Here is a 22,318-nt window from a genome sequence, read left to right on the forward strand (position 1 = left end):
ACACGTCTTCCACCGGCATCAGGAACGGCTTGTCGATCGCGCGCTCCGGCTCCGGGATCCAGCTGTCCAGGGCATCGACCAGCTTCAGGATGGCCGGCACGCCGATGTCGCTCTGGTCGCCTTCCAGCGCCAGACGGGCCGAACCGGCGATGATCGGGGTGTCGTCGCCCGGGAAGTCGTACTTGCTCAGCAGCTCGCGCACTTCCATCTCGACCAGTTCGAGCAGCTCGGCGTCGTCAACCATGTCGGCCTTGTTCAGGAACACGACGATGTACGGCACGCCGACCTGACGCGACAGCAGGATGTGCTCGCGGGTCTGCGGCATCGGGCCGTCAGCGGCCGAGCACACCAGAATCGCGCCGTCCATCTGGGCGGCACCGGTGATCATGTTCTTGACGTAGTCAGCATGGCCCGGGCAATCGACGTGGGCGTAGTGACGGACCGGGGATTCGTATTCGACGTGCGCGGTCGAGATCGTGATACCACGAGCCTTTTCTTCCGGAGCGGCGTCGATCGAGGAGTAATCCTTGAACTCGCCACCGAAGCGCTCGGCACCGATCTTGGTCAGTGCGGCGGTCAGCGTGGTCTTGCCGTGATCGACGTGACCGATGGTGCCGACGTTGACGTGCGGCTTGGTGCGCTCGAACTTACCCTTGGCCATGGCTGCTTATCTCGAATTCGTCTGAGAGGTGATGCTTAAGATGGTGCTCACGAAAGGAATCGAACCTTCGACCTCTTCCTTACCAAGGAAGTGCTCTACCGACTGAGCTACGTGAGCCGAGTTTTGCATTATGACATGAACTCGATAATATTCAAAGTTCATTCAATGGAGCGGGAGACGGGAATCGAACCCGCACCATCAGCTTGGAAGGCTGAGGTTCTACCATTGAACTACTCCCGCGCCGGGAATGTCACAACGTGAAACTGGTGGAGGGAGGTGGATTCGAACCACCGAAGGCGTAAGCCAGCAGATTTACAGTCTGCCCCCGTTGGCCGCTTGGGTATCCCTCCTTACCACCCCATTCCGTTGCCGCCGAAGCGTTGCGGTGTGTGGTGGTGAGCCGCTTATTCTGCTGATGGGACGGGGGGCTGTCAACGCTTTTTTCCACTTTTTTCACACGCTGTCGCAAACCCATTGATACGCAAGGTTATTGCCCCGGGACCGGCAGGGTCTCGTTGGCGAAAATTGCGACATGAGGGACACCGTCGGCGCCAATCCAGCCCCGATACATGCCCTGGGTGTTGAACGGCGTGGCCATTTTGCCGTCTGCGCCGAGCACGATCGCACCGCCGTCGCCCCCCATCTGCGGAATCGCCTCGTTGATCACGCCCTTGCCTGCCTGTTCCGGGCTCTGTCCCTGGTAGCGCATGCGCGCGCAGATCTCGTGTGCGGCAGCAGTGCGGATGTAGTACTCGCCCCAGCCGGTGCCCGATACCGCACAACGCGCATCGGCCCATGTGCCTGCACCGATGATCGGCGAGTCACCCACCCGGCCATAGCGCTTGTTGGTCATGCCGCCGGTGGAGGTACCGGCGGCCAGGTGCCCCTGTGCATCCAAGGCGACCGCACCGACGGTCCCGAAATGCTTTGCGGTCTCCAGATCGGCGTGTGCCTGGCCACTGGCCTCTTCCTTCAGTGCACGCTGCAGCTGCTGCCAGCGCTTCTCCGTGCGGAAGTAGGAGGGATCGACCAGAGACATCCCCTGCTCGACCGCGAAGGCTTCGGCGCCCTGCCCGACCATCATCACGTGCCTGGATTTCTGCATCACGGTCTGCGCGAGCAGGATCGGGTTGCGCACGCGCTGGACGCCCGCCACCGCGCCCGCCGCTTGGCTTGCGCCATCCATGACAGCCGCATCCAGCTCGTTGTGGCCGTCGTGGGTGAACACTGCGCCCTTGCCGGCGTTGAAGGTGGGATCGTCCTCCAGCACGGTGATCGCCGCAGTGACCGCTGCAAGCGCCGGGCGACCGGCCGCCAGTTCGGCATGGCCCTTCAGCAGCGCAGCGCGCAACGCATCGCGTGCAGCCTTCTCTTCGGACGGCGACAGGTCCTTGCGCTCGACACCGGCGCCACCGTGGATGACCAGCAGCGGTGAGGTGGCCGGCGCGGCCTGGGCAAGCATGGGCAGGGACAACAGCGCGGACAGCGCCAGGCGCAGTTTCATCGGGTACGTCTCCAGCAGGACGAGGAAATGGATTGCAGGGTAGCGCCGGCCGCTGGCCGGCAAGGGGCGCGTCAGGGAAGGTGAGTTGCCGGCCAGCAGCCGACACTACCGAAGCGTGAACTCCATCTCGCCGTCGCTGATGTCTGCCACCGCCTGATAGTCGGCGTCGGCCTGGACGTCATCCAGGCGCATGCGGCTGCCACTGGCGACCACGGTTACCGGGACGGCACGGAAGCGCAGCGGCTCGCCTTCCACCAGACGGTCGGCATCACGACCGGGGCTGACCACCCAGACCTTGCCTTCGCCATCGGCGCTGTAGACCTGGGCCTGGCCATCGGGCTCCACGCACAGGGCGGTGTCCTCGTCAACGCCGATGCCGACGATGTCGGGATCACCGCTGTCCTGGGCGGCGCGCGCCACGAACACGATCAGGCGGCCGAGCCGATCGCGCTTGTCGAAATGGGTGTCGGTGACCACGCGCTGCAGGTAAGGCATCTGCAGGAAGCCACTGTCCATGGTCACCGCGCTGCCCATCGGGTCGGCCAGCGCACCCGCGGAGGTGATGCTGCCGCCGTCCATCGCGCCGTAGGCATAGCCACCGAGGATGGCGAGCCCGGCACTGGTGCCGGCTATCGGTTTGCCGGCGCGCACATGGGCGTTCAGCGCGCGGTTGAGCGCAGTGCCCTTCCAGAAGCGGATGTAGCGCGACTGGTCACCACCGGCAATGAAGATGGCATCAGCTGCGGCAACCACGCGCAGCACGGCCGGATCGTCGGCGCCGCGGCGGCTGTCGAAGACCAGCGTCTGCACTGCGGTGGTGCCGCCGATCTCGCGATACAGGCGGTCCTGCAGCTCGTCACTGCCAGAAGCGCGCAGGATCAGCACGCGGCCATTCCCGGCCTGCTTCAGCCACCACTGAAAGGCTTCCGGCACCCATTCGCCACCGCCCATCAGCATCATGGCTGGCACGCGCGGACCGGGCCGGGGTGCGTCGAGATCCCCGGTTTCGTAGTAGGCGAAGCCCGGACCCTGCAGGTCCTGCGCAAGGGCGGCCAACGGCATGGCCAACACCAGCAGCGCCAGCCAGGCAAAGGGGGTACGCAGGATCCGATGGAGGCGTCGCATCTTGATCTCCCTGAACAGAATCGACTTGCAAGCGTTTTCACTCTTTGCCAGATAGGGATCCAGTAGTCAAGGACATAAAAAAGGCGTTAAATGCGCGCGCCCATTCCGGATATCTGAATGGGGGACAGGGCCCCTCCTCTGCGGGCCGGCTTCATTTCCGAGAATTCCTCATGCGTAGAAAGGCGATGGCGTGGTCGATCCAGCTGGCGTTGATGGGCGTGGCTGCTTCTGCGGCGGCCCAGGCACCGGCTTCCTCCTCGGTTCGACAACTGGATGCGGTGCAGGTCACCGGTTCGCGCATTCCGCGCGCCCAGGTGGAAGGCCCCGCCCCGATCACGGTGATCAACGCCGAACAGATCCGCTCCAGCGGCTTCACCAGCGTGCCGGACGTGCTGCGTGCGATGACCCAGAACGGCGGTGAGACGCAGAGCCAGCAGTCCTCCAGTGGCGCCGATTTCTCGCCGGGCGCCCAGCAGGTGGACCTGCGCGGCCTGGGCCCGAACCACACGCTGGTGCTGGTCAATGGCCGCCGTATCGCCGACTTCCCGATGCCGTTCAAGGGCCGCAGCAACTTCACCGATGTCTCCAACATCCCGCTGGGGATGATCGAGCGCATCGAAGTGCTGACCGGCAGCGCCTCGGCCATCTACGGCTCGGACGCGATCGCCGGCGTGGTCAACTTCATCCTGAAGAAGAAGGCCGACGGCACCACCATCGACATGCGCATGGGCACCACCAGCGAAGGCGGTGGCGAGTCGTTCGACATGAGTCTCGCCAGCGGTTTCAGCCGCGGCAATTTCAACGCGGTGTACAGCGTTGAGCTGCAATCGCAGACCCCGCTGTGGGCGTACGAGCGCGACATCCAGGATTCGACCCAGGACGGCCCGACAGAGGGCTCGCGCATCGCCCGCCGCGCTTACCTGCGCACCGACTACAACGATGACTACCTGGACCCGGGCGCGGCCACCTGCGAAGCGCTGGCTGGGCAGAACCAAGGCAGCACCTACCGCGCCTACCGCCCGCGCTATGGCTATTACTGCGGAAGCGACAGCTCGATCGGTTACGGCACCATCCTCAGCAAGCGCCGTGGTGCCAATGGCTACGCCTCGCTGAGCTACGACTTCGACAATGGCCAGCAGTGGTTCGCCGATGTGCAGCTGGGCTACCACACGATGTCGCTGATGCGCGACGTCACCAAGTGGGGCCGCATGGACGCCAACGGCGATGAGTCGGGTTACTTCAACAACGAAGCCACCGGCGAGATCGAGTTCTGGCAGCGCCAGTTCTCACCCGAGGAAATGGGTGGCCTGCGCAATGCGATGGTGCGCAGCACGCAGAAGACCTTCAGCGTGACCACCGGCTTCAAGGGCAACCTGACCGGCAACTGGGATTACGAAGCGGCATTGAGCCATTCGCAGTACCAGTCGCGGATCAGCTGGGCACAGATCATTGCCGCCAAGGCCAACGACCTGTTCCTCGGCCCGCAGCTGGGCGTGGACGACGACGGTTTCCCGATCTACAACGCTGATCCGTCACGCCTGTACCGGCCGCTGACCCGCGCCGAGTACGACTCGATCGCGGCGCGCACCACCTACACCCCGAAGTCGCGCACCGAGACGGCTGCGTTCACGCTGACCAACTCCGCGCTGTTCGGCCTGCCGGGGGGCGATGCCGGTTTCGCCGCGACCGTGGAAGTGGGCCAGCAGGCGTATTCGCTCAATCCCGATCCGCTGGCGACCCAGTACTACTATTACAGCTGGAAGGATTCGGACGGCCAGGGCTCGCGCAACCGCTGGGCCACGGCGGCCGAGCTGCGCATGCCGCTGCACGAGACGGTCAACCTGAGCGTGGCCGGCCGCTATGACCAGTACCGCTATTCCGGCCACATCATCGGCAAGGCGACCTGGAGTGGCGGCCTGGAGTGGCGCCCGATCGACACCCTGCTGGTGCGTGGCTCGTACGGAACCGCGTTCCGCGCACCGGACCTGCACTATGTGTTCGCCGGACCGGGCAACGACGAGACCACCGCCGAAGACCTGTACAGCTGTCGCGCCGACGGTGCCACGGACTGCGCCGACTACGAACGCAACCTGATCCGCAGCCGCACCGGCAACCGCCAGCTCGATCCGGAAACCAGCACCTCGTGGAGTGCCGGCTTCGTCTGGTCGCCGGCGATCGGCCTGGACCTGTCGGTGGACTGGTTTGACATCGACATGCGCAAGCAGGTGCAGGACATGGACGTGCGCACGATCCTGGCCAGTGAAGCGAACTGCCGCCTGGGTACTGCCGACGTCAACTCGCCGACCTGCGTGGATGCGCTCGCACGCATCACCCGCAGCAACGACGGGCGCCTGTATGGCGTGCGCGTGGAGCCGATCAACGTTGCGCGCGAGTCCACCTCCGGCATCGACGTCGGCCTGCGCTACCGCCTGCAGACCGGCATCGGCGACTTCATCCTCAACGGCACCCACACCTGGGTGAAGAAGCACGACTTCCAGCGCTACCCCGGCGACCCGGTCGAAGATCAGTTCGCGGTCAACAGCGGCTTCGACATCCCGCGTACCAAGACCAGCCTGAGCGTGACCTGGGAGAAGGATGCGTGGTCTGCAACGGTCTATGGTTCGCGCCTGGGCAAGCTGCCGACCTCGGACAGCTACGACCAGCTCTTCGACTGGGACAGCGGTGACAGCCCGTACATCAAGGCGACGTACCGCTACAACGCTTCGCTGCAGTACCGCTTCGACGACCACTCGCGCCTGTCGCTGTCGGTGGTCAATGTGTTCAACAAGATGCCGCCGAAGGACCTGACCTATACGGCCTATCCGTACTACGACGTGTCCTGGTTCGACAGCGTCGGCCGCACCATCAACCTGCAGTACACCCACAAGTTCGGTGGCAGCGCGCTGTAAGGCACGCCGCATTGCAGAACGTGGACGACAAGGCCCGCCACTGGCGGGCCTTGTTGTTTGCGGCCCTGGTAGATGCCCACCTTGGTGGGCACTGTTTCGCCGCGCGCCCACCAAGGTGGGCGACTACCAGAGCGGGCTACCCGGGGTTTTCCACACCGCACGTGGAAAGCAATGGGAACTTGGTGTGGACAAGTGGGTTCGAGCGTTGCGGTGCAGGCGTTTCCGGACGTGGTGATTTTTTGTCCACGGCCCCGATTTTTTTCCACACGGTACGTGGAGAGCGATGGGAACTTGATGTGGACAAGTGGGTGCGAGCATTGCAGCGCAGGCGTTTCGAAGCGCGGTGAAAATTTGTCCAGGTCGCGCGGACGAGCCCCTTGTAGAGCCGAGCCCACGCTCGGCTCCGGCTGGCATCAGCCGAGCATGGGCTCGGCTCTACATCAGGTTCGTCGGTTTTCCACACATGGCGTGGAAAGCGATGGGAGTTTGCTGTGGACAAGTGCCGGCGAACGTCACGCCGCAAGCGTTTCGCAGCGTGGTGATTTTTTGTCCATCGCCAGAAACGCAAACGCCCCGCACAAGGCGGGGCGTCCGGGGTCGATCCGATGCCGCTGGATCAGACGTTGAAGCGGAAGTGCAGGATGTCGCCTTCCTGCACGCGGTATTCCTTGCCTTCCAGCCGCAGGCGACCGGCTTCCTTGGCGCCAGCTTCGCCCTTGTACTTGATGAAGTCGTCATACGCGATGGTTTCAGCGCGGATGAAGCCCTTCTCGAAGTCGGTGTGGATGACCGCGGCAGCCTGCGGGGCGGTGGCACCCTTGCGCACGGTCCACGCACGGACTTCCTTCACGCCAGCAGTGAAGTAGGTCTGCAGGCCGAGCAGGCTGTAGGCCGCGTTGATCACGCGGTTCAGGCCCGGCTCGCTCAGGCCCAGGTCGGCCAGGAAGGTATCGCGGTCTTCGTCATCGAGCTGGGAGAGCTCTTCTTCAATCGCGGCCGACACCGGCACCACCTGCGCGCCTTCGGCGGCGGCGTGCGCGCGCACGGCTTCCAGGTGCGGGTTGTTCTCGAAGCCGTCTTCGAGCACGTTGGCGATGTACATCACCGGCTTCAGGGTCAGCAGGAACAGGTCGCGCACCAGCGCCTTCTCTTCCTCGTCCAGGCCCACCGACCGGCCGGACTTGCCGTCGGACAGTGCCGCCTGCAGCTTGGCCAGCACCGGCTTGCGCGCCGCCGCGTCCTTGTCACCGCCCTTGGCCGCGCGTTCGGCACGGTTCAGCGCCTTCTCGACGCTGTCCAGGTCAGCCAGCGCCAGTTCGGTATCGATGGTTTCGATGTCCGAGATCGGGTCGACCTTGTTGTTGACGTGGATGACGTCGGCGTTCTCGAAGCAGCGCACCACATGGGTGATCGCATCGACTTCGCGGATGTGCGCCAGGAACTTGTTGCCCAGCCCTTCACCGCTGGCGGCACCGGCCACCAGGCCGGCGATGTCGACGAACTCGACCGCGGTCGGGATGACCTTCTGCGGGTTGATGATCGCTGCCAGCTCGTTCAGGCGCGGATCCGGCACCGGCACGATGCCGACGTTCGGCTCGATGGTGCAAAACGGGAAGTTCGCCGCGGCGATACCCGCCTTGGTCAGCGCATTGAACAGGGTCGACTTGCCGACGTTGGGCAGGCCGACGATGCCGCATTTGATACCCATGGGTGACAGCTCTCTGGGGTGAAAGTGATTGGTGAAACAGCGCGCGCGCTGCTTGGCCAATCCATCTCGGCGTTCAACATCTGCCAACCAAGGTTGGCAACTACCGGGCCGGTTGATGCCCGTTGCCGACCAACGGTCGGTACCTACCGGTTATTTCGGGGTGTGCAGCCGCTTCATCGCTTCGCTGAAATCGCCCTGCACTGCCAGCGGCATCACGTCGATCGCATCGTCGATGGCGCGCGCGATCAGCACGTCGTCGTCCTTGGAGGGGCGGCCGAGCACCCAACCCACCACGCGGTCCTTGTGGCCGGGATGGCCGATGCCCACGCGCAGGCGGTGGAACTTGCCGTGGCCGAGCAGGCGCATGGTGTCACGCAGGCCGTTCTGGCCGCCGTGGCCACCGTCGAACTTCAGCCGCGCCACGCCGGGCGTCAGGTCCAGTTCGTCGTGGGCCAGCAGGGTTTCTTCCGGCTCGATCTTCCAGAACCGCTGTGCGGCGGTGACCGACTTGCCGCTGAGATTCATGAAGGTGGCGGGCTTGAGCAGCCACACCGTCTGCCCGGCGATCTCGACCTTGGCGGTCTCACCGAACAGCTTGCTGTCCACATTCCATCGCGCACCGGCCTTTTCCGCCAGGGCCTCAACGAAATGAAACCCGGCATTGTGCCGGGTCCGGGCGTGTTCCGATCCGGGGTTGCCCAGACCGACGATCAGTCGCAGTCCTGCCATGGTTCCTTCCAGTACGGTGCCTGCCCGGAGGCAGGCACCGTAGCGGTATTACTCGGCGGCAGCCGCTTCTTCGTCAGCCGCGTCGACCTTGCCGGCCTTGGCGGTGACGATGGCGTCGTCGTGGTCCTTGCCCAGCGCCAGGGCCGGGATTTCCACGCCCTTCGGCAGCTTGATGTTGGACAGGTACACCACGTCACCGGCCTTCAGCTCGCCCAGGTCGACTTCGATCGACTCCGGCAGGTCCTTCGGCAGGCAGGTGATGGTCACTTCCTTCAGTTCGTGGGTGACCACGACGTCGGCAGCCTTGCCGGCCGGCGAGGTGTCTTCGTTGATGAAGTGCAGCGGGACCGAAGCGGTCAGGGCTTCGTTCTCGTTCACGCGCTGGAAGTCCAGGTGCATGATCAGCTGCTTGTACGGGTGGCGCTGCATGTCACGCAGCAGGACCTTCTGCACCTGGCCGTCCAGGTTCAGGTCCAGGATCGAGGCATAGAACCACTCGTTCTGCTGGGCCAGCCAGATTTCGTTGTGGTCCAGGCTGATGGCGACCGGCTCGGCGTTGCCGCCGTACACGATGGCCGGGATCACACCAGCGTGACGCAGGCGGCGGCTCGCACCCTTACGCTGCAGTTCACGTTTGGTGACCTTGATTTCATGGGTCTTCGACATTTTCGACTACTCAGGTTGTTGCCTCGCCCTGCGGCTTGGCGGTTGAAGATGCTTCCGCGACCAGAAGCACCCGGGGTATGCCCCCGCCGTTGCCGGCAGGGACGAAAAACTCAGTCGACGTACAGCGAGCTGACCGACTCGCCGAAGGCGATGCGGCGCATCGTTTCGGCCAGCATTTCCGCCACGCTCAGCTGGCGGATCTTGCTGCACACCCGCGCTGCGTCCTTCAGCGGGATGGTGTCGGTCACCACCAGCTCGTCGAGCTGGGAATTGGTGATGTTGTCCACCGCCGGGCCCGACAGCACCGCGTGGGTGCAGTAGGCGGCGACCTTGAGCGCACCGCGCGCCTTCAGGGCAGCGGCAGCGGCGCACAGGGTGCCGGCGGTATCGACGATGTCATCGACCATCACGCAGGTCTTGCCTTCGACGTCACCGATGATGTTCATCACGGTGGAGACGTTGGCGCGCGGGCGGCGCTTGTCGATGATCGCCAGGTCGGCGTCATCCAGGCGCTTGGCCACCGCACGGGCGCGGACCACGCCGCCCACGTCCGGCGACACGACGATCAGGTTCTCGGTGCCGTAGGCGCGCCAGATGTCGGCCAGCAGCAGCGGGGACGCATACACGTTGTCCACCGGAATATCGAAGAAGCCCTGGATCTGGTCGGCGTGCAGGTCGACGGTCAGCACGCGATCAGCGCCAGCGGTGCTGAACATCTTCGCCGCCAGCTTGGCGGTGATCGGCACGCGCGAGGAACGCATGCGGCGATCCTGGCGCGAGTAGCCGAAGTACGGCACCACGGCGGTCACGCTGGCCACCGATGCGCGCTTGAGCGCGTCGATCAACACCAGCAGTTCCATCAGGTTTTCCGCGCTCGGCGCGCAGGTCGGCTGGATCACGAAAACGTCCTGCTTGCGGACGTTCTCTTCGATTTCCACCTGCACTTCACCATCGGAGAAGTGCGAGACCAGCGCCTTGCCCGGGCGAACCCCCAGTTCCTTGCAGATGTTCTGCGCCAGACGTTTGTTGGCGTTGCCGGAAAAGACCAGCAGGTTCGGGGACTCTTGCATCATGATTGTCTCGGGCGGGGACGAGTGGCGGGGATCCGGGGTCGGCAAGGACCCGATGGACCCTTGCTGCTGACAACACCGCGGTTGTTTCCACGTCCCGCGCAGGTGATGCGCTGGAAGGCGCGGACACAGCCGCTATTGGCAGGGGCGGTAGGATTCGAACCTACGAATGCCAGGATCAAAACCTGGTGCCTTGGGCCTCTTGGCGACGCCCCTGCATTGATAAATCAGTGTTGCTCGAGTGCATCCAGCAGTGGCGAACGCGCAACGCCCGCTGCCACCCTTGCCCGCAACTCCTTCGGCAACTTCGACCGTCCCTGCTCTGCGGCAGACTGCGATGCGAACTCGACGAAACAACCACTTCCCGAACCGGTCAGCCGCGCCGTGCCGATGTCGCTCAACGCGGCGAACGCTGCCTCGACGGCAGGCTCACGGCGGCGCAGCACCGGTTCGAACGCGTTCCCGACCAGGGTCCCGGAAGCGAAGTCCTCTATTTTCGCCACTGGGCTGTCGCGCGTCAAATCCGGGTCTGCAAACAGGGCCGGGGTGGGAACATGAACGCCCGGCTCAACCACCACATACCAGGCCGGTGTCAGCACGATCGGCTGCAGGCGCTCGCCCACCCCTTCGGCCCAGGCGTTGCGCCCGCGCACGAACACCGGCACGTCCGCGCCCAGGCGCAGGCCAAGCGCGGCAAGCGCGTCCTCGTCCAGCCCTGCCCGCCACAACCGGTTCAGCACGACCAGCACGGTGGCCGCGTCGGAGGAACCGCCACCGAACCCCCCACCGGCAGAAACGTGCTTTTCAACGATGATGTCTGCGCCTTGCGCGATATTGGCCGCATCTTTCAGAAGCCGCGCGGCGCGGACCGCCAGATCATCGGCCTCGGCCACGCCGGCCAGGCCCTCGCCCTGCCGATGCACCAGGCCGTCTTCACGCAGGCGCAGGCCGATGCGGTCACCCCAGTCCAGCAGGCGGAATACGGTCTGCAGCTCGTGGTAACCGTCGGCCCGGCGGCCGGTGATGTGCAGGAACAGGTTCAGCTTGGCCGGGGCCGGCCACCAGGACCAGCCCGTGCCATCGGCTACCCCACTCATGGAGCGCCCTGCCCCCACTGGTCCACCAGCAGGCGCACCTTGGCATCACCATTGCTGGCCTCGATCCGGCGCGGCAGCGCTGGGCGCCCGGCCTCGGCGGGATACCAGTCCAGGTACTGCACCTGCCAGCCCATCTGCTGCATGCGGCGCGGCCGGCCTTCACCGTCGCGCTCGACCTTCTCCGGACCGGCAGCATCGCCAGCCACCAGGCCACGAATCCACTCCGGCAGCTGGTTGACCGGGATGTCCCAGCCAGTGGCTTCCAGCAGCAGCTGCTGGGCGTCCTCGCCGGCACGCGGCCCGCCAGCCAGCCCTTCCAGGCGGCCGGCTTCGGAATGGGTATCGCCGGTCAGCTTCCAGCTCTGCCGGGTCACCGGCGCGCTCAGCTCGACCACATAACGGCGCCCTTCCTGCTTCCAGTCGATGCGACCGCTGCCGCCGTCCTTGCCCTTGCTGACCGCGACCCGGCCCTGGAAGGCCCAGTCCGGCTGTGCCTGCAGCGCGGCCACGCGCGCCGCCTCGGCCTGCGCCGCTTCGGCAGACACGGTATCGACCACCGCTGGCGCCGGGGTCTTCTGCGTGCCCACGCTGGTGCAGGCGCTGACCATCAGGGTCGCGGCCGCCAACAGCAGCGGCCGGATCAGGGAAACACTCATGGATTGAACTTCTCGCGGGCGCGCAGCAGCGCGCGGTTTTCAGGGTCGAGCTTGGCCGCTTCCTCGAAGAAGTGGCGGGCCTCGTCATGCTTGCCCAGCACCCACAGCACTTCGCCGACGTGGGAAGCGATCTCCGGGTCCTTGGCCAGGGTCCAGGCCCGGCGCAGCTGCACCAGTGCCTCTTCCTTGCGGCCCAGGCGATACAGCACCCAGCCATAGCTGTCGACGATGGCGGCGTTGTCCGGTTCGGCCACGCGGGCGCGGTCGATCAGCTCCAGAGCCTCCTGCAGGCGACCGGTGCGATCGGCCAGGGTGTAACCCAGCGCGTTCAATGCCGGTACGTTCTCCGGCTCGGTCACCAGGATCTTGCGTAGATCGGCCTCGGCGCGTGGGATGTCGTCACGGCGTTCCCAGGTGAGCGCACGGGCGTACAGCAGGCCGTTGTCATCCGGGTAAGCGGCCAGCCCCCGGGCCAGCGCATCCAGTTCACCGGCGCTATCGTCTGCGCGCTGGCGCAGTTCGGCTTCCAGCAGGTAGGCGTCGCGGCGCACATCGTCGTCGACCACCGCATCGGACTGGATCGCGTGCACTTCATCCAGCGCCAGCTGCAGGCGCCCGGCCAGGGCCTGGGCGTTGGCCGCGCGCAGGCGCGCTTCGCTCAGCTCATCGCCACCGGGCACGCTGTGATACCACTGCACCGCCTCGGGGTAGCGCTTCAGATATTCGGCGATCTTGCCCAGCAGCAGGCGCTGCGCCGGGTCCGGCTTGGCCGCCTGCCGCGACAGTTCGTTGTAGAGGTTGGACAGCGCGGCCTTGTCGCCCTGCTTGGCCAGCAGCGAAGCGCGCATGCCCCAGGTCTGCACGTCCTGCGGGCCGAAGGCCAGCACGCGCTCGGCGGCGGACGGCTGGCCGAGGCTGTCGTAGGCGATGGCCACCGCATTGCGCAGTTCCGGGTCCTGGCGGGTCTTCGGCTCCACGTCGTGCAGCAACGACAATGCCTTGTCGGTCTCGCCCGCCTGCTGCAGCTGGCTGGCACGCAGCAACGCCACGCGCGGCTCCTCGGGGAAGCGCTTGACCACTTCATCGATCATGCGCCGCGCCAGCTCGGGCTTTTCCATGCGCAGGGCCAGGCGGCCGAATTCCTGCCAGGCTTCGATCTTCGGCGGAATGGCGTTGGCGTCGACCAGCTCACCCAGCACCTGTGCGGGCACCGCCGGATCACGGCCACCACCGATCAGCGCGGCCAGCGCGAACTTCCAGCCGCGCTCGTCGGGGTCGGCCAGAAGGGCCTGCAGCTCGGTGCGGGCGGCCTTCACATCGCCCTGTCGCATGGCCAGCGCACCGGCGGCGCTGCGCATGGTCAACGAGCGTGGGGCGCGCTGCTGCCACAGGGCCAGGCCCTTGGCGGCGCTGGCATCGTCGTTGGCGAGCATGGAAATGCGGGTCGCGCGCTCGGCCAGGCCGGCGTCGCCGTCGGTCTGCTGGGCTGCCTGCAGGTACCAGCGCGCGGCGTCGGCCAGCTTGCCGGCCTGCAGCGCGAACTCACCGGCCATCACCGGTTCCAGCGCCAGTTCCTCAGTGGCTGGGGCCCGTACGGGGGCCTTGGCCGGCACTGCCGCCAGGGCCTGGCAGCAGGCCAGAGACAGCAGCAGAACACTGGGGATGCGAATCAATGCGGGCATCGTCGGCATCGGGGCCTTAAAATGTCGTCCAATGGCCAGCAGCTTATCGCAAGCAACTGAACAATGACCCTGTGGGTGCTCGGACTGAATCACCAGACCGCACCGGTGGAGCTGCGCGAGCGCGCGGCCTTCGCCGGTGAGGCGTTGCCGCGCGCGCTCGGTTCGCTGCGCGATACCCCGCAGATCGCCGAGGCGGTGCTGCTGTCCACCTGCAACCGCACCGAACTGTACGCCGTGGCCGATTCGGCGCAGGCACTGGACCAGTGGCTGCACAGCCAGGCCGGCGACCTGCAGGGCTACCTGTACCAGCATGCCGATGCCGAGGCCGTGCGCCACCTGTTCCGCGTCGCCACCGGGCTGGACTCGATGGTGCTGGGTGAACCACAGATCCTCGGCCAGGTGAAGGATGCCTGGTCGACCGCGCGCGACCACGGTCTGCTTGGCCAGCGCCTGGACCGCCTGTTCCAGCAGACATTCTCAGTGGCCAAGCGTGCGCGCACCGATACCCAGGTCGGCGCCAACCCGGTGTCGGTCGCCTCGGCGGCGGTGCGCCTGGCGCAGAACGCGTTCGCCCGGCTGGACGATTCCACCGTGCTGCTGGTCGGTGCCGGCGAGACCATCGAACTGGCTGCACGGCACCTGAGCGAGGGCAAGGTCCGCCGGCTGCTGATCGCCAATCGCACCCTCGCCCACGCGCAGGAACTTGCCAGCCGCCATGGCGGCGTGGCCCTGCCGCTGACCGAACTGGACCGCCACCTGGGCGAGGCCGACGTGGTGTTCTCGGCCACCGCCGCGCGCGAGCCGGTGATCCATCGCGAGATGGTGGCCAAGGCCCTGCGTGCGCGCCGGCACAAGCCGATGCTGCTGTTCGACCTGGCCGTGCCGCGCGACATCGAGGCCGAGGTCGGGACGCTCAACGATGCCTTCCTCTACACCGTCGATGACCTGGAACGCGCGGTGGAAGACAACCGCCGTGGCCGTCGCGAGGCCGCCGCCGAAGCCGAGGCGATCATCGACCTGCAGGTGTCGCGCTTCGTCGAGACCCAGCAGGCCAGCGCCCACCAGGCGCCGCTGCGGCAGCTGCGTGCGTTCGGCGAGGCCACCCGCGCCGAGCTGCTGGAGCGCGCACGCCAGCAGCTGGCCAACGGCAAGCCGGCCGATGAAGTGCTGGAACTGCTGGCCCACGGCCTGACCAACCGCCTGCTGCATCCGCCGACCGCCGCCCTGCGCGCTGCCGCGCTGAGTGGCGATGCCGACCTGACCCGCGCCGCCGAGCGCCTGTTCCCGGCCACGCCGGGTTACCGCCACCCACCCGTGAGACCCGATGACGCCGACCCTGCGCCGTAAGCTGGAAGCGCTGGCCGAGCGCCGCGAAGAACTGGAACGCCTGCTCGCCGAACCCGATGTGGTCGCCGACAACACCCGTTTCCGCGACCTTTCGCGCGAATTCGCCCAACTTGAACCGATCGCCATCGCCCTCGCCGATGAAGCCCGTGCCAAGGCCGACCTGGCCGCCGCCGAAGGCATGCGCGCCGACCCCGACCTGCGCGAGCTGGCCGACGAGGAAATCGCTGCGGCACAGGCGCGCCTGCAGGAACTGGAGCAGGAGCTGGCGCTGCTGCTGGTGCCGCGCGACCCGCGCGATGAAGGCAACCTGTTCCTGGAAGTGCGCGCGGGTACCGGCGGCGATGAGGCCGCGATCTTTGCCGGCGACCTGTTCCGCATGTACGCCCGCTACGCCGAGCGCCAGGGCTGGAAAGTCGAAATCGAATCGGACAGCCCGGGCGAGCATGGCGGCTACAAGGAAGTGGTGGCGCGCGTGGTCGGCCGTGGCGCGTTCTCACGCCTGAAGTTCGAATCGGGTACGCATCGTGTGCAGCGCGTGCCAGCCACCGAATCGCAGGGCCGCATCCACACCTCGGCGGCCACCGTAGCGATCATTCCCGAGGCCGATGAGGTCGATGACATCGTCATCAACCCCGCCGACCTGAAGGTGGATACGTTCCGCTCGTCCGGCGCCGGTGGCCAGCACGTCAACAAGACCGAATCGGCCATCCGCATCACCCACGTGCCGACTGGCGTGGTGGTGGAATGCCAGACCGAGCGCAGCCAGCACGCCAACCGCGACAAGGCGATGAAGCGCCTGAAAGCACAGCTGCTGGACGCCGAGCGCCAGCGCCAGGACGCCGCGCAGGCCGAATCACGGCGCCTGCAGGTCGGCAGCGGCGACCGCAGCCAGCGCATCCGCACCTACAACTTCCCGCAGGGCCGGATCACCGACCACCGCGTGGAAGGCCTGACGCTGTACGACCTGCCCAACGTACTGGCCGGCGACCTCGACCCGCTGCTGCAGCGGCTCAGCCACGAACACCAGGTCGACGCCCTGGCCCAGTTGTCGGCGAGCTGAGTCGCATGTCGGCCTGGCAGCAGCGGCAGCACCTGCAACAGGCGATCACACGCCAGCCCGGCGACTTCGTCGCCTGGGTGATGCTGGCCGACCTGGAACTGGAGGCCGGCGACATCGCCGCCGGTGAGCAGGCCGCACGACGTGCGCTGCAGCTGCGCCCGAACCACCCCGAGGCACTGGCACGGCTGGGCCGCGTGGCCTGGATGGCCGGTGCGCATGCCGACGCGGCCAGGCTGCTCGGCCAGGCCTCGGCTTTGGCCCCGCAGCACCCGGGCATCGCGCTGTGGCTGGGCCATGCGCTGGAAGACGCCGATGATGCTGAAGGCGCAGCAGCGGCCTATCGCCGCGCGCATGCGCTGATGCCGGATGAACCCTATATCGCCGCGCAGCGCCTGGCCTGGCAGCGCCGCCTGTGCGACTGGCAGGACGTGGACGCGTTGGCTGCGCAGGTACGCGCCGCGCTCGCCGCCGGCCAGGGTGCGGTGGAGCCGTTCGCCTTCCTCAGTGAAGACGCCAGCGCGGCCGAGCAGTTGGTCTGCGCGCGTGCGCGCGCCGCAGTCGTGGCGTCGGCGGTGCGCCCCCTTCCTGCAGTGAAGGTTCGCGAGCATGGCCCGCTGCGCGTCGGCTTCCTGTCCAATGGCTTTGGTGCCCATCCCACCGGGTTGCTGACCGTGGCCCTGCTCGAACAGCTGCGCCATGATCCTGCTCTGCAACTGCACCTGTTCGCACTGAACCACGACGACGGCAGCCGCATCCGCAAGCGCCTGCAGGCGGCGACGCACCTGCACGACATGTCCGGCCTGCGTCATGCCGACATCGCCACCCGCATCCGCGCACAGGGCATTGACCTGCTGTTCGACCTGCGCGGCTGGGGCGGTGGCGGCACGCCGGAAGTCCTGGCGATGCGCCCAGCCCCGCTGCAGCTGAACTGGCTGGCCTATCCCGGCACGTCAGGCGCGCGATGGCTGGATGCCGTGGTCGCCGACGAATTCGTGCTGCCGGCATCACTGGAATCGCACTTCAGCGAACGTGTCCTGCGCCTGCCACGTGCCTTCCAGCCCTCGGACAGCACGCGTGTGCTTGAACCGGCACCGTCCCGCGCCGAGTGCGGCCTGCCCGAGCACGGCGTGGTGTTCTGCTGCTTCAACAACAGCTACAAGCTCAACCCGCGCAGCATGGGCCGCGCCTTCGCAGTGCTTCAGGCCGTGCCCGGCAGCGTGCTGTGGCTGCTGTCCGGCCCCGGCCAGGCCGACGCTCGCCTGCGCACTGCCGCGCAGACCGCCGGCCTGGATCCGGCACGCCTGGTGTTCATGGCCAAGCTGCCGCATCCGCAGTACCTGGCCCGCTATCAGCGGGCCGACCTGTTCCTCGACACGCATCCGTACAACGCGCACACCACCGCGTCGGACGCGCTGTGGGCCGGCTGCCCGGTGCTGACCTGCCCCGGCGACACCTTCGCCGCGCGCGTGGCCGGCAGCCTCAATCACCATCTGGGGCTGGCGCGAATGAATGTCGCTGACGATGCGGCGTTCATCGCCACCGCCAGCGCGCTGGGCAATGACCCCGCGGCACTGGCCGCGCTGCGTGCCGATCTGGCGCAGGCGCGCGAGCGCAGTGGATTGTTCGACATGGACGGGTTCGCCCGCGACCTGTCGGCGCTGCTGCAGCGGCTGGCGCGCGAACACGGCTGGCTGGGAACAACCGAACCGACCGGGTAATGTCGATTGGATGATGTCGACTGGGTAGAGTCGACTGTTAGTTGTGTAAACCCACCACGTTGTTCAGCAGGACTCTGGAAATAGGTGGTTGGCCACCGATCCCCATGTGAGGGCGGTGCCAGTTGTAGTGGTGCAGCCATTGGGTCAGCACGGAATTGCGCTGGTCCGAGGAGGCGTATTCGCGGGCGTAGGCCCATTCGCGCAGGCTGGTTTGGATGAAGCGCTCCGCTTTGCCGTTGGTGCGCGGCGTGTAAGGTTTAGTGCGCATGTGCTTGATCCCAAGGGACTTAAGTAGCTTTGCGAATGCAGCGGAGCGATAGCACGCCCCGTTGTCGGTCAGAATTCGTTTGAAGGTGATTCCCAGGCTGGCGTAGTACTCCAAGGCACCCAGCAGTGCCTGGCAGGCCGTTTCCTTTTGTTCGTTGGGGTGGACGCTGCTGTAGGCGACACGGGAGTGATCGTCAATAGCCACGTGCACGTAGCCCCAGCCGCCGCCACCGGCATTTCCTCGGCGCTTGGCGTCGGTTCTATGGCCCGGCCGCTGGAAGTTGCCCAGCTTCTTGATGTCCAGGTGTAGCAGCCCTCCGGGCTGATCGTATTCGTATCGGATGACCTCCTTAGGCAGATCCAGCCGACACAAACGATTGAGGCCGTGGGCGCGCATCAGCCTGGAAATGGTGTTGTGGCCGATCCCCAAGGTCTTTGAGATGGTCAGATAGGTCTGCCGTTTACGGCGACACTCCTTGATCTGCTCCACCACCGGTGCAGATGTCGCATGTGGTGTCCGGTGAGGACGTGAGCTGCGGTTTTCCAGCCCCGACACCCCGAACTCCCGGAATCGGGCCAGCCATTTGTAGGCCGTACGCACACTTACGCCGCATGCTTGGGCTGCTTCCTCTGGGCGCAGGCCCTCGTGGAGGATGCGGCGAACAAGAAGTGCTCGACTATGGACGGTCAAACGGGCATTTTTATGGTGGTTCATCCGGGCTCTTTGGGGTCTGGAGAGGTGTGGTAACCACCATTTTCCAAAGATGTCCCGGATGAACAACCTACAGAGAGATCACAGTTAGTCGACTGCCTTCGGCAGGAAGCCTGAAACCCCGCGCTGCGCGCGATAGTCGACTGACAGTCGACTCTACCAGGCGTCGACATCGCCTGAGCCATCCCTGCGCTACGCTCGGGCTTCCTCTCCGCGTGGTGTGACGATGGCCAAGCTCAAGCGCAAGGACTACGACGAACTGCTGCTGCCGCTGCAGCTGGAACTGACCGCCATGGCGCGCTGGGTGCAGCACAGCGGGCAGCGCCTGCTGGTGCTGTTCGAAGGCCGTGATACCGCAGGCAAAGGCGGCGCGATCCAGGCCATCAGCCAGCACCTCAACCCGCGCCAGTGCCGGGTGGTGGCGCTGCCCAAGCCCACCGACCGCGAAGCCACGCAGTGGTATTTCCAGCGCTACGCCTCGCATCTTCCCGCCGCCGGCGAGATCGTGCTGATGGACCGCAGCTGGTACAACCGCGCCGGCGTCGAGCGGGTGATGGGCTACTGCAGCGAAACCGAGTACCAGCAGTTCCTGCGCCAGGCGCCGGTGTTCGAGCAGCTGCTGGTGGATGACGGCATCCTGCTGTTCAAGTACTGGCTGTGCGTCGACCAGGAGCAGCAGGAGAAGCGTTTCGCCGAACGCCACCTCGATCCGCTGAAGGGCTGGAAGCTGTCCCCGGTCGACCTGAAATCGCGCAGCAAGTACAGCGCCTATACCGAAGCCCGTGAGGCGATGCTGCGCGCGACGCATCGCGAGGCGGCGCCTTGGACGCTGGTGGATTTCAACGACCAGCGGCTGGGGCGACTGACCCTGGTGCGCAACCTGCTGGACCGGTTGCCGGACACGCGGGTGGATGCGCCGTTGCCGGAGCTGCCGAAGCTGAAGGGCAAGCTGCATCGCGAGCACTACGATGTACTGAAGCCGATCGAGGACTTCCCGGTCGAGGAATAGGGTGGGTCGGCAGGGTTGCACCCTGCACCTGCCGAAGCCAGAGCAACGGCAACAGCAACAGCGGGTATTCCGTGGGATGGTGGGGCGGTGCCGGAGTGCAGGGACGCCGCAAGTACGTCCTTGTAGGCTTGGCAGCCGCATCCATGCGGCTGACACCCCGCACTCCGGCACCGCCCCACCTCTGACAGATCTCCGCGATCTGATGGATCCACGCCATGCGTGGATGACTCTCAATCGAAATCGAATATTTCGATATCTGTGAGATTTGAGCCGAGCATGGCTCGGCTCTACAGAAAGCAATACCGACAGCTCGCAGAAAACTGTCGAAGGCGGGGTGGGTCCGGTTGCGGGGGCGTGAGCCGCATGGATGCGGCGACCGAGCTTACATGGACGTACTTGCAGCGGCCCCCGCAACCGGCCCCACCCCGCCATCCCTCAGGAGACCCGCCTTTGCTCCGGCTGTTGCCGTTGCTGTTGCTCTGGCCTCCACGGGTGCAGGGCCGCAGGCCCTGCCGACCAACCCACTACTTGGCAGCAGCGATCTGCTTTTCGATGTCGGCGGCCGTCACCGGGCCAAGGAACGTGTGCGCCAGCTTGCCCTGCGGATCCAGCAGGTGCGTCAGCGGCAAACCGCGCGGTGTGGCGAAGTCCGCCGGCGGATCGAACGGGTCCACGATCACGATCGGATAGGTCACCGGATGCTTGGTCAGGAACGACTGCATCTCCGGCACTTCGATGTCCTCATAGGCCAGACCGACCACCTCGATGTTGCTGCGCATCGCATGCAGCGCCGACAGCTCGGGCATCTCCTTGCGGCACGGTGCGCACCAGGTGGCCCAGAAGTTCACCACCACCCACTTGCCACGATGCGCGGCCAGATCGTAATCACTGCCATCCACCGCCTTCATCTTCAGCGTCGGGAACTCGGCGGTGGTGCGCTCGGCCGGGGTTTCATCGACCGGCACCGGTGCGGCCGGCGTCGGTGCCTGTGCCGGCGGCTGGCTGCTGGCCGGGGTCGGCTCCTGGGCCGGCTTGCAGGCCGACAGGGCCAGCAGCAGGGTCAACGGGAGCAGCAGCGGCAACGTCGTCTTGCGGGTCATGGCATGTCTCCGGAATCGGTATAGATATCACTGACCTTGCGCTTCAGGCGTTCACGCAGGGGCAGTCGCAGATCGTCCAGCGCCGCCAATGCGGCACGGCCCAGGCTGTCGTCGCGGTACGGCAGGTGCTGCTCGGCTACCGGGATGCGCAGCTGGGTGCATTCGTACAGATCGGCCAGGCTCACCTGGTTCAGGTCACGCGACAGCAGCCACTCGCCGCGCTCGTCACGGCGCAGCAGGTCGATCTCCTGCAGGTTGCAGACCAGGTCATGCAGCAGGGAGTCGGTCAGCATCGGCTCCAGCCGCAGGATTTCATCATCGGCCAGGCCCCTGCCCTTGGCGCGTGCATGGTGGAAGCGGCCGAGCAGGCGCAGCAGGCCGTAGAACTCGTAGCCCTGGGGCAAGCGCAGTTCCACTGGCTGGTAGCGGAAGGCGGCCATCGACGAGGACAGCGACGCGCCCAGCAGCACCGCCACCCAGCATAGGTAGATCCACAGCAGCAGGATCGGCACGAAGGCGACCGTGCCATAGAGCTTCTGGTAGGACTGGAAGCTGCCCAGGTAGGCGCCGATGCCCCACTTCACCAGCTCCAGGATCACCGCGGCCAGGATTGCGCCGGGAACTGCGTGCCGCCATTTCACCGTGTGATGCGGCACCACCCGGAACATCAGCGTGATGCACACGAACTCGATCAAGATCGGCGCCACCCGCAGCGCAAGCTCGGCCAGCCAGCGGCCCTCCTGCGTGCCGAACAATGGCATTGCGAACACCCGCGCCGATACTGCCAGCGAAGCAGCGGCGAGCATCGCGCCCAGGGTCAGCACGGTCCAATAGACCAGGAAGCGGGTCAGCTTGGGCCGGGTCGAGCCGACCCGCCAGATCTGGTTGAAGGTCTCTTCAACACTGTTGAGCGTGATCAGCAGCGAGACCACCAGCGCGATGAAGCCGGCGGCGGTGAGCTGGCCGGCACTGGCCGAGAACTGCCGCAGGTAGCCCTCCGCGGCGCGCGCAGCGTTGGGCACGAAGTTGGAAAAGACGTAATCGCTGAGCTGGTCGCTCCAGCGGTCGAAGACGGGGAAGGCCGAGAGCACGCCGAACACCACGATGGCCAGCGGCACCAGCGCGAACACCGTGGTGTAGGCCAGCGCCGCCGCTGCCTGGAACAGGCGGTCGTCGAGGAAGCGATGCCACAGGAAGCGGCCGAAACTGATGGCCCGTGCGCGATCCCGCGCGCGCTCCATCCACAGGTTGAGCGTATCCAAAGGTTCCATCGGTGGAAGGGTACCCGATGCGGAATG

18 protein-coding genes and 4 tRNA genes are annotated in these 22,318 nt (G+C 66.1%); 5 read left to right on the top strand and 17 right to left on the bottom strand.

From position 1 onward, the window contains the following. From R1H25_RS15710 to R1H25_RS15735, 6 genes are all read right to left on the bottom strand, one after another. The coding region (locus R1H25_RS15710; protein ID WP_317224057.1) for a GTP-binding protein at positions 1–661 on the bottom strand (661 nt) is incomplete at its 3' end. A 41-nt stretch (positions 662–702) separates the two neighbouring features. After that, positions 703–778: transfer RNA gene (locus tag R1H25_RS15715), tRNA-Thr, on the bottom strand. Between the two features lie 49 nt (positions 779–827). Beyond that, positions 828–901: transfer RNA gene (locus tag R1H25_RS15720), tRNA-Gly, on the bottom strand. 24 nt (positions 902–925) lie between these two features. Then, positions 926–1,011 (bottom strand) — tRNA-Tyr (locus R1H25_RS15725). A 137-nt stretch (positions 1,012–1,148) separates the two neighbouring features. After that, positions 1,149–2,165: an isoaspartyl peptidase/L-asparaginase family protein gene (locus tag R1H25_RS15730; RefSeq protein WP_154348567.1), complete on the bottom strand. Its 1,017-nt coding sequence runs from the start codon at positions 2,163–2,165 to the stop codon at positions 1,149–1,151. 105 nt (positions 2,166–2,270) lie between these two features. Beyond that, positions 2,271–3,290 (bottom strand): cyanophycinase, encoded by a 1,020-nt coding sequence (locus tag R1H25_RS15735; protein WP_317224058.1) that lies wholly within the window; start codon positions 3,288–3,290, stop codon positions 2,271–2,273. 170 nt (positions 3,291–3,460) lie between these two features. Between R1H25_RS15735 and R1H25_RS15740 the strand changes: the two genes are divergently transcribed. Then, on the top strand, positions 3,461–6,199 hold the full coding sequence (locus R1H25_RS15740; RefSeq protein WP_317224059.1) for a TonB-dependent receptor domain-containing protein: 2,739 nt from the start codon (positions 3,461–3,463) through the stop codon (positions 6,197–6,199). Positions 6,200–6,815: 616 nt separating this feature from the next. Here R1H25_RS15740 and ychF read toward each other — a convergent pair. The 8 genes from ychF to R1H25_RS15780 all read right to left on the bottom strand — a co-directional run bounded on the left by ychF (position 6,816) and on the right by R1H25_RS15780 (position 13,807). Then, the gene (gene ychF, locus R1H25_RS15745) at positions 6,816–7,907 is read right to left on the bottom strand and encodes a redox-regulated ATPase YchF (RefSeq protein ID WP_014036087.1); all 1,092 of its coding nucleotides are present in this window, start codon (positions 7,905–7,907) and stop codon (positions 6,816–6,818) included. A 150-nt stretch (positions 7,908–8,057) separates the two neighbouring features. Beyond that, positions 8,058–8,636 carry an aminoacyl-tRNA hydrolase gene (gene pth / locus R1H25_RS15750; protein WP_317224060.1) on the bottom strand — a complete coding sequence of 193 codons (579 nt, stop codon included), beginning with the start codon at positions 8,634–8,636 and terminating at the stop codon, positions 8,058–8,060. A gap of 48 nt (positions 8,637–8,684) precedes the next feature. Further along, on the bottom strand, positions 8,685–9,302 hold the full coding sequence (locus tag R1H25_RS15755; RefSeq protein ID WP_107379152.1) for a 50S ribosomal protein L25/general stress protein Ctc: 618 nt from the start codon (positions 9,300–9,302) through the stop codon (positions 8,685–8,687). Positions 9,303–9,412: 110 nt separating this feature from the next. Then, complete coding sequence (locus R1H25_RS15760; RefSeq protein ID WP_005415400.1) at positions 9,413–10,372, bottom strand: ribose-phosphate diphosphokinase; 960 nt, start codon at positions 10,370–10,372, stop codon at positions 9,413–9,415. Between the two features lie 139 nt (positions 10,373–10,511). Then, positions 10,512–10,588, bottom strand: a tRNA-Gln gene (locus R1H25_RS15765). A gap of 11 nt (positions 10,589–10,599) precedes the next feature. Beyond that, complete coding sequence (gene ispE / locus R1H25_RS15770) at positions 10,600–11,469, bottom strand: 4-(cytidine 5'-diphospho)-2-C-methyl-D-erythritol kinase (protein WP_317224061.1); 870 nt, start codon at positions 11,467–11,469, stop codon at positions 10,600–10,602. After that, positions 11,466–12,125, bottom strand: coding sequence for a lipoprotein insertase outer membrane protein LolB (gene lolB / locus R1H25_RS15775; protein ID WP_317224062.1), 660 nt, complete (start codon positions 12,123–12,125; stop codon positions 11,466–11,468). The genes ispE and lolB overlap by 4 nt, the downstream gene beginning before the upstream one ends. Then, complete coding sequence (locus tag R1H25_RS15780; RefSeq protein ID WP_317224063.1) at positions 12,122–13,807, bottom strand: tetratricopeptide repeat protein; 1,686 nt, start codon at positions 13,805–13,807, stop codon at positions 12,122–12,124. The genes lolB and R1H25_RS15780 overlap by 4 nt, the downstream gene beginning before the upstream one ends. Before the next feature lie 63 nt (positions 13,808–13,870). On the opposite strand from R1H25_RS15780, the gene hemA reads away from it, so the two are divergent. Genes hemA through R1H25_RS15795 form a run of 3 tightly spaced genes read left to right on the top strand, consistent with a single transcriptional unit; the run spans position 13,871 to position 17,932 of the window. Continuing rightward, positions 13,871–15,154: a glutamyl-tRNA reductase gene (gene hemA / locus R1H25_RS15785; protein ID WP_049444762.1), complete on the top strand. Its 1,284-nt coding sequence runs from the start codon at positions 13,871–13,873 to the stop codon at positions 15,152–15,154. Continuing rightward, a complete protein-coding gene (gene prfA, locus R1H25_RS15790; RefSeq protein ID WP_057501638.1) occupies positions 15,132–16,214 on the top strand; it encodes a peptide chain release factor 1 in 1,083 nt (360 codons plus the stop codon). The genes hemA and prfA overlap by 23 nt, the downstream gene beginning before the upstream one ends. A 5-nt stretch (positions 16,215–16,219) precedes the next feature. Then, entirely contained in the window at positions 16,220–17,932 is a 1,713-nt protein-coding gene (locus R1H25_RS15795; protein WP_317224064.1) for a tetratricopeptide repeat protein, read from the top strand. 37 nt (positions 17,933–17,969) lie between these two features. Here the strand turns inward: R1H25_RS15795 and R1H25_RS15800 are convergent, their stop codons facing one another. Further along, a complete protein-coding gene (locus tag R1H25_RS15800) occupies positions 17,970–18,914 on the bottom strand; it encodes an IS481 family transposase (RefSeq protein WP_317224065.1) in 945 nt (314 codons plus the stop codon). A gap of 223 nt (positions 18,915–19,137) precedes the next feature. Here R1H25_RS15800 and ppk2 point away from each other — a divergent pair, with 223 nt between their 5' ends. Then, on the top strand, positions 19,138–19,920 hold the full coding sequence (gene ppk2, locus R1H25_RS15805; protein WP_019661160.1) for a polyphosphate kinase 2: 783 nt from the start codon (positions 19,138–19,140) through the stop codon (positions 19,918–19,920). A gap of 524 nt (positions 19,921–20,444) precedes the next feature. Here ppk2 and R1H25_RS15810 read toward each other — a convergent pair. Both R1H25_RS15810 and R1H25_RS15815 read right to left on the bottom strand, forming a co-directional pair. Next, on the bottom strand, positions 20,445–21,020 hold the full coding sequence (locus tag R1H25_RS15810; RefSeq protein ID WP_317224066.1) for a TlpA disulfide reductase family protein: 576 nt from the start codon (positions 21,018–21,020) through the stop codon (positions 20,445–20,447). Then, positions 21,017–22,291 carry a YihY family inner membrane protein gene (locus tag R1H25_RS15815; RefSeq protein WP_049447343.1) on the bottom strand — a complete coding sequence of 425 codons (1,275 nt, stop codon included), beginning with the start codon at positions 22,289–22,291 and terminating at the stop codon, positions 21,017–21,019. Before R1H25_RS15815 ends, R1H25_RS15810 begins: the two co-directional genes overlap by 4 nt. Between the last annotated feature and the right edge of the window lie 27 nt (positions 22,292–22,318).

This window comes from Stenotrophomonas veracruzanensis (assembly GCF_032911525.1).
In the GTDB taxonomy this organism is placed as follows: domain Bacteria; phylum Pseudomonadota; class Gammaproteobacteria; order Xanthomonadales; family Xanthomonadaceae; genus Stenotrophomonas; species Stenotrophomonas africana.